This window comes from Exiguobacterium sp. s127, from assembly GCF_018618695.1.
GTDB lineage: Bacteria > Bacillota > Bacilli > Exiguobacteriales > Exiguobacteriaceae > Exiguobacterium_A > Exiguobacterium_A oxidotolerans.
On record NZ_JACSMO010000016.1, the window covers coordinates 34,295 to 41,938 of the forward strand.

The 7,644-nt window shown below is 49.0% G+C and carries 8 protein-coding genes and 1 rRNA gene; all 9 read left to right on the plus strand.

Features of this window, described 5'->3' with window-relative positions; all coding sequences use genetic code 11:
* Nucleotides 1-57: 57 nt before the first annotated feature.
* Nucleotides 58-1,446, plus strand: a complete 1,389-nt coding sequence (locus KNP98_RS15050) for an anthranilate synthase component I family protein (RefSeq protein WP_353048603.1) — start codon at nt 58-60, stop codon at nt 1,444-1,446.
* A complete protein-coding gene (locus KNP98_RS15055) occupies nt 1,443-2,024 on the plus strand; it encodes an anthranilate synthase component II (RefSeq protein ID WP_214771754.1) in 582 nt (193 codons plus the stop codon). The genes KNP98_RS15050 and KNP98_RS15055 overlap by 4 nt, the downstream gene beginning before the upstream one ends.
* Nucleotides 2,008-2,847 carry an aminodeoxychorismate lyase gene (gene pabC, locus KNP98_RS15060; RefSeq protein WP_088835986.1) on the plus strand — a complete coding sequence of 280 codons (840 nt, stop codon included), beginning with the start codon at nt 2,008-2,010 and terminating at the stop codon, nt 2,845-2,847. The genes KNP98_RS15055 and pabC overlap by 17 nt, the downstream gene beginning before the upstream one ends.
* Entirely contained in the window at nt 2,844-3,635 is a 792-nt protein-coding gene (gene folP / locus KNP98_RS15065; protein ID WP_159172872.1) for a dihydropteroate synthase, read from the plus strand. Before pabC ends, folP begins: the two co-directional genes overlap by 4 nt.
* A 2-nt stretch (nt 3,636-3,637) precedes the next feature.
* Nucleotides 3,638-4,009, plus strand: coding sequence for a dihydroneopterin aldolase (gene folB / locus KNP98_RS15070; protein ID WP_088835988.1), 372 nt, complete (start codon nt 3,638-3,640; stop codon nt 4,007-4,009).
* A complete protein-coding gene (folK, locus tag KNP98_RS15075) occupies nt 4,006-4,503 on the plus strand; it encodes a 2-amino-4-hydroxy-6-hydroxymethyldihydropteridine diphosphokinase (RefSeq protein WP_088835989.1) in 498 nt (165 codons plus the stop codon). The genes folB and folK overlap by 4 nt, the downstream gene beginning before the upstream one ends.
* A gap of 31 nt (nt 4,504-4,534) precedes the next feature.
* A complete protein-coding gene (gene dusB / locus KNP98_RS15080; protein ID WP_214771757.1) occupies nt 4,535-5,530 on the plus strand; it encodes a tRNA dihydrouridine synthase DusB in 996 nt (331 codons plus the stop codon).
* Nucleotides 5,531-5,700: 170 nt separating this feature from the next.
* Nucleotides 5,701-7,182, plus strand: a complete 1,482-nt coding sequence (gene lysS / locus KNP98_RS15085) for a lysine--tRNA ligase (protein ID WP_157898521.1) — start codon at nt 5,701-5,703, stop codon at nt 7,180-7,182.
* A 399-nt stretch (nt 7,183-7,581) separates the two neighbouring features.
* Nucleotides 7,582-7,644 (plus strand): 16S ribosomal RNA (locus tag KNP98_RS15090); the annotation flags it as partial.

Sequence of the window (7,644 nt, forward strand, 5' to 3'; positions counted from 1 at the left end):
CGTGCCTTTTTTTTGCGTATAATGAGGACAGAATACGTACAGAGGTGGGGGACGCAAGTGCGACAGACGAGATATGTAGCATTTACATGGACGAAGGAACAATTTTATAACCGTTATGTGGAGCGGACAAAAGAACAAACCGGTCATATCTGGCTCGAAAGTGGTCGTATCGGTTCCTATACGATGGCTGGTGTGCACCCGGTCGGGCAGTTACGCACGAAATCCGGACAAACGACGATTACAACACGTGATGGTGTCGAAGAACGAACAGATTCTCCGTTTTCATTAATTGAAGAAGTACGCGCACGTCATGCATCGGCTCGTCCGGACGGGATGCCTGCATTTTTCGGTGGACTGGCAGGCTACGTCAGTTATGACGCTGTCCGGTATTTAGAGCGATTACCGGACGAAGCGGAGGACGATTTAGAAACAGCAGATATTTCGTTGTATTGGTACGATGAAGTCGCCGTGTATGACGAACAGGCAGGTCAGTTATTCGTTGCCGTGACGCGTGATACGGTCGAGGCAGCGGAAGCAGCACTTGAAACTGAAGTACTTGCTTGGAAAGTGGAGAGTCCTGCGCCAGTCTTTCGCCCGGTTTCGAATGAACGGTTAGAGCGGGGTCGGTCGTTCGAACAAGCCGACTTTGTCGAGGCGGCAGACCGCGTCAAACGTTATATTGAAGCGGGTGACGTCTTTCAAGTCAATCTTGCGGTTCGTCAACATGAACGTCTCTTAACATCGCCGGCTCATGTCTATGACGTGTTGCGGCAGGTGAACCCGTCGCCGTACATGGGCTACTTCGTCGATGAAGAGTTGACGCTCGTCTCAGCGTCACCCGAGTTGCTCGTCGAAAAAATTGGAGACGATCTCGCGACGCGTCCGATTGCTGGGACACGTCCGCGCGGGAAGGATGAAGCGGAAGACTTAGCGCTTGCGAAGACGCTGCTCGATAATGAAAAAGAGCGGGCGGAACACGTCATGCTCGTTGATTTAGAACGCAACGATTTAGGACGGGTCAGCCGGTATGGGTCCGTTCATGTCGATGAATTGATGGTGATCGAAAAATATTCTCATGTCCAACATATCGTCTCGAATGTCCGTGGGAAAGTAGCGGAACACCAAGGTGCGAGCGATGTTCTCGCAGCGATGTTCCCCGGTGGGACGATCACCGGTGCACCAAAAATCCGGACGATGGAGATCATCGAGGAGTTAGAACCGGTCCGGCGTGGTATTTATACAGGGTCACTCGGATTTATCAGTTGGGCGGACGATGCGATCTTCAACATCTTGATTCGGACGCTCGTCGCCAAAGATGGCGTCGCTTATATTCAGGCGGGAGCAGGAATCGTCACCGATTCTAGTTCAGTGAGCGAATATGAAGAATCACTCAGTAAGGCAAAGGCACTTTGGGTCGCAAAAGAAATGGCGGAGGGAACGACATGATTGTATTGATTGATAACTATGACTCATTTACGTACAACTTAGTCCAATACTTTGGGGAGCTCGGGCAAGAGATCCAGGTGTTTCGGAATGATGCGATTACACTCGAGGAGATTGAACAACTCAAACCCGATCACCTAGTGATTTCGCCAGGACCTTGTACTCCGAACGAGGCGGGCATCAGCCTTGCTGCGATCGAATACTTCGCAGGCAAGTTGCCTATCCTTGGTGTCTGCCTCGGTCATCAAGCAATCGGACAAGTCTTCGGCGGACAAGTCGTCCGGGCACAAGACTTAATGCACGGAAAAGTTTCGTTATTGTCTCACGACGCGACCGGGATGTTTGAAGGCATCGCTCAAGATACACCAGTGACACGGTACCATTCGCTTGTCGTCGAGCGGGAGACCTTTCCGGATGCCCTGGAAGTGACAGCGGAAGCAGGGGGAGAAATCATGGCCCTGCGACATCGCGAGTTACCGATCGTCGGTGTCCAGTTTCATCCGGAAGCAATCTTGACCCGAGACGGGAAACGGATGTTAAAAAACTTTTTGGAGTTGAATCGATATGTATCTTTGGCATGATGGACAGGTAGTAAAAGAAGAAGACGTTCGGATTTCACCATTTGACCATGGTTATTTATATGGAATGGGGATTTTTGAGACATTTCGTACGTATGCAGGACATCCATTTTTATTTGATGATCATATTAAACGGCTACAGATGAGTTGTGCCGCGATTGGAATCGTCATCCCCTATACGCGGGATGAACTGTTAGTTGCGATTGAGACCTTATACCGTGCCCATGCGACGACTGATTTATACATCCGCTTAAATGTCTCGGCTGGTCCCCGTGATATCGGACTCTCCGTTGAGCGGTATGACACGCCGACGGTCGTGATTTATGCGAGACCGATTGGTGCGCGACAAGCGACGGAGCGGGCGCTTGAAACGGTCCGGTTGCCACGCAGTACACCGGAAACGGCGTATCGCTTAAAGTCGCATCACTACATGAACAATCTAGTTGCGAAACGCCAACTGTTTAATCCGGAAGCGGAAGGGCTCTTCTTGACGAAGGAAGGATTCATTTGTGAAGGCATCACTTCGAACATTTTTTGGCGTTATGGGGAGAAGTGGTATACACCGTCGCTTGAGACGGGTGCCTTGAATGGGATCACCCGCCAGTTCTTGATGGAGCAACTTATGGTCGAAGAACGCCTTGCTTTATTGCCACAGTTGATGGAGGCAGACGAAATTCTCTACACGAATTCCGTTCAAGAAGCAGTCGCCGTTTCATCACTTGACGGACGAACGTTCCCGGGTCAATCGGGAAGCGGCTATCAACGTGTGCGTCAGCTATTCGATGAGGCCGTCGAGACGCGGTGGTCGAGGAGGGAAAAACGTTGACAAAAATCATGGGAATTTTAAATGTGACGCCGGATTCGTTTTCAGATGGTGGACAATACGTTGATGTCGAACTCGCTGTTCGTCATGCTAGGCAACTTGTTGCGGACGGGGCAGATGCAATCGATGTTGGTGGAGAATCGACGCGACCGGGTGCGGCATTTGTTTCAGCAGCAGATGAAATCGACCGCGTTGTTCCAGTGATTCGTCGCTTGAAGCGTGAGCTCGATGTCTTGATTTCGATTGATACGTATAAACCGGAAGTCGCTGAAGCCGCTGTCCGTGCCGGTGCAGATCTCATCAATGACGTTTGGGGTTCGAAATGGGGGGATCGTTCAATGGTAACGGTCGCCGCCCGGCACGAAGTCCCAATCATCCTGATGCATAATCGGACGGAACCACACGGAACAGACGTCTTAGCTGAAGTCCGCGCCGACCTTGAAGAATCAATCCGATTAGCGAAACAGGCGGGTGTCTCGGAAAATCGGATTTGGCTTGATCCAGGGATTGGTTTCATGAAAACGTATGAAGAGAATTTATTTTTGATGCGTCACCTCGCGATTGCGACAGATTTCGGATACCCCGTCCTGCTCGGGACGTCGAGAAAGTCACTGATCGGATTGACGCTCGGGCTCCCGGCGGCGGAACGGGTGGAAGGGACGATTGCGACCGTCTGTTACGGAATCCAACAAGGTTGCGAGTGGATGCGTGTCCATGACGTGAAAGAAATCAAGCGGGCCGCTCTGATGATGGACGCGATGCTTGCAGCAGAATTACCGAAGGGGGAATGAAGATGGATCGCATACACGTTTCAGGGATGCGTTTTTATGGTTATCATGGAGTGTTCGCAGAAGAAACGAAGTTAGGACAGCGCTTTAATGTGGATTTATCCATCGGACTTGATTTATCACGCGCCGGCGAGACGGACGATTTACGGGAAAGTGTCAATTATGCGGAACTCTATGAAGCGACGAAACATGTCGTCGAAGGGGAGGCCGTTCAGTTGGTCGAGGCGCTCGCGGACCGAATCGTCCGACACGTCTTTTTGCTCGATCCACGAATTTTGGAAGCGACCGTCAAAGTCATCAAACCTGATCCACCGATCGCAGGGCACTATGAGCATGTCGCGGTAGAAATCAATCGGGTTCGGGGGGATTATGCATGAACCGTGCTTACATCGCCCTTGGGTCGAACATCGGGGATAAGGCCGGGCACTTACATGCTGCAATTGAAGCGATGACGGCGTACCCGGAGATTCAAGCGATTCGCCCGTCCTCGATTTATGAGACCGTTCCTGTCGGTTACCTCGATCAAGATTTATTCTACAACATGGTCGTCGAACTTGAGACGAGTTGGTCCGCGGAGGTGTTGCTCGAGCACTTGCAGGGCATCGAACGCCAAGAAGGACGGAAGCGATTGTTCAAGAATGGACCGAGAACGTTAGACCTTGACATCATCCTTTATAATACAGATGATATACATTCAGAAGGATTAACGGTGCCGCATCCACGGATGCAAGAGCGGGCATTTGTCCTCGCGCCGTTGCAGGAATTGAATCCGCAATATGAGGTACCGCATTTAAAGAGGACGGTCGAGGAACTCTACGCGCAACTACCGGAAACGGAACGAGCGGGCGTCAGACGAATCGTGAAGGAATAGAGGGTATTGAAGAAGAGAGGAAGAGCGCTACATGTCAGGTTTTAAGATTGGTGACGTCGAACTGAACAATCGTGTCATCCTCGCACCGATGGCGGGCGTCTGCAATCCTGCGTTTCGTTTGATTGCAAAAGAATTCGGGGCAGGACTCGTCTGTGCGGAAATGGTCAGCGATAAAGGGATTTTGTATGAAAATGAACGGACGTTAGAGATGCTGTATGTCGACGAACGCGAAAAGCCGCTCAGTCTGCAGATTTACGGCGGATCGAAGGAGACACTCGTAAAGGCGGCACAGTATGTCGATGCCAACACGAATGCGGATATCATTGACATCAACATGGGATGCCCGGTTCCAAAAGTCACGAAATGTGATGCCGGTGCAAAATGGTTGCTTGATCCCGATAAAGTATATGAAATGGTTCATGCTGTATCGCAAGCGGTCGAGAAGCCCGTCACGGTGAAGATGCGGACAGGGTGGGACAGTCATCATATTTATTGTGTCGATAATGTCCGGGCAGCGGAAGCGGGTGGAGCAAAGGCGGTTGCTATTCACGGGCGGACCCGTTCGCAAAAGTATGAGGGCGTTGCGGACTGGAACATCATCGGGGAAGCAAAACGGGCAGTGCAGATTCCGATCATCGGAAACGGTGATGTGCAAACGCCGCAAGACGCGCAACGGATGATTGATGAAATCGGTGTAGATGGTGTGATGATTGGTCGGGCGGCGCTCGGCAATCCATGGATGCTCTATCAGACGATCCAGTATCTCGAATCCGGGACGTTACCAGCCGAGCCGACACCACGTGAAAAGATTGATATTTGCTTGTTGCATGCGGCACGACTCGTTGCACTGAAAGGTGAGAAACTAGCCGTTCGTGAAATGCGTACCCACGTCGCGTGGTATCTCAAAGGATTAAGTGGGAACGGGCAAGTCCGAAAAGCCTTATTCGATATTGATACCCATGCCGGTCTTCAAGAGTTGTTACGTCAGTATGTCGAAACCTTGGAAACAACCGCAGTACATGCGTGACAGGTAAAGTATAGTCGGCATTACCCGTTTTATGGTACGCTAATTGCATTAAAGATGAGCGAATCGGTTTTTTTCAAGGTGCTGTCGGTCATGCCGGCAGCTTTTTGATGCAGAATGATGAAGACCGTCGTGAACAATTTTTAGAAGGAGTGAATACAGTGAGTCAGGACATGGAAATGAATGATCAAATGCAGGTGCGTCTCGGTAAGATGAACGCGATGCGTGAGCAAGGACTCGACCCGTTCGGTGCTCGTTTTGAACGGTCAACGGATACAGCAAGCATTCGTTCAGCTTACGGCGAGAACGAAAAAGAGGAATTAGCTGAATTAAAACCGGAAGTAACGATTGCGGGACGTGTCATGACGACACGCCGTAAAGGGAAAGTTGGATTTACGAACGTTCAGGATGTGACAGGTCAAATTCAGTTATATGTCCGGAAAGACGATGTCGGAGAAGCAGCGTATGAAATTTACAAGACATGTGATTTAGGTGATATCATCGGAATCAGTGGTTATGTCTTTAAAACGAACGTCGGCGAGTTATCAGTCCATGTCACGTCGTTTACATTGTTGACGAAAGCACTTCGTCCGCTTCCAGATAAATATCATGGATTAAAAGATGTGGAACAACGGTACCGTCAACGTTACCTCGATCTCATTACAAATACGGAATCACGGGAGACATTCATCGCCCGAAGCAAAGTAATTCGAGGCATCCGTCAATACCTCGATAGTCTCGGCTACTTGGAAGTCGAAACACCGATGTTACACACAATCGCAGGTGGAGCATCTGCCCGTCCGTTCATCACGCACCACAATGCTCTTGATATGACGCTTTACATGCGAATTGCGATTGAATTGCACCTAAAACGTCTTATCGTCGGTGGACTCGAAAAAGTATATGAAATTGGTCGTGTCTTCCGAAATGAAGGAATTTCAACACGCCATAACCCAGAGTTCACGATGATTGAGTTGTATGAGGCATATGCGGACTATGAAGATATCATGGATTTAACAGAAAACCTGATTGCTCACGTCGCTCAAGAAGTACTTGGGACAACAAAAGTTACGTATGGCGAAGACGTCATCGATTTAACGGTTGGTTGGAAACGTGCCCATATGGCAGATCTCGTTAAAGAAGCGACAGGAATCAATTTCTTTGATGATATTTCGAAAGAGCGGGCCCATGAACTTGCCCATGAACACGGAATCGAAGTTCAGTCACATATGTCGACGGGGCATATCTTAAACGAATTCTTCGAACAAAAAATCGAGGAGACACTCGTTCAACCGACTTTCGTTTATGGTCACCCAGTTGAAATTTCACCACTCGCGAAGAAAAACCCAGAAGATCCACGCTTTACGGATCGTTTCGAATTATTCATCGTGCGTCGTGAACATGCGAATGCCTTCACGGAGTTAAACGATCCAATCGACCAACGTGAACGTTTCGAAGCACAGCTTGTTGAAAAGGAAGCTGGGAACGACGAAGCACACGAGATGGATAATGATTTCATCGAAGCATTGGAATACGGAATGCCGCCAACGGGTGGACTTGGAATCGGAATCGATCGCCTTGTCATGTTGCTAACAAATGCACCATCGATTCGGGACGTTCTCTTATTCCCAACGATGCGCCACCAACAAAACTAACAAACACGTTTGCTCCCTTTCTTCTATATATAGTAGAGAGGGAGCTTTATTATGAAAAATGAAGGCTCGAAAAGACATGATGGATTGGAATCAATCAGCAATAAAACGGGTAAATAATCTTTTTAAATGTTTTTCTAATAAAATGCTTGTACAATCGAAAAAGCCGTGGTATATTATTTCTTGTGCCGCAAATGGTTGTGACACACCGAAAAAAATATCAAAAAAAGTTGTTGACAATTGTGTTGATAACTTGGTAAGATATTAAAGTCGCTGAAAACGACACGACGAACTTTGAAAACTGAACGATGAGGCAAAAAACGTATCTTCGGATACAAACAATGAATGAAGCGCAAGCTTCGTCAACGTGACTTCGGTCACAAAAACGAGCAAGTCAAACACTTTATGGAGAGTTTGATCCTGGCTCAGGACGAACGCTGGCGGCGTGCCTAATACATGCAAGTC

Excerpts from the sequence above, each read along its gene's own strand:
- folK (WP_088835989.1), top strand. The coding sequence starts at position 4,006 with ATGAACCGTGCTTACATCGCCCTTGGGTCGAACATCGGGGATAAGGCC.
- pabC (WP_088835986.1), top strand. The coding sequence starts at position 2,008 with ATGTATCTTTGGCATGATGGACAGGTAGTAAAAGAAGAAGACGTTCGG.
- KNP98_RS15055 (WP_214771754.1), top strand. The coding sequence starts at position 1,443 with ATGATTGTATTGATTGATAACTATGACTCATTTACGTACAACTTAGTC.
- dusB (WP_214771757.1), top strand. The coding sequence starts at position 4,535 with ATGTCAGGTTTTAAGATTGGTGACGTCGAACTGAACAATCGTGTCATC.
- lysS (WP_157898521.1), top strand. The coding sequence starts at position 5,701 with ATGGAAATGAATGATCAAATGCAGGTGCGTCTCGGTAAGATGAACGCG.
- folB (WP_088835988.1), top strand. The coding sequence starts at position 3,638 with ATGGATCGCATACACGTTTCAGGGATGCGTTTTTATGGTTATCATGGA.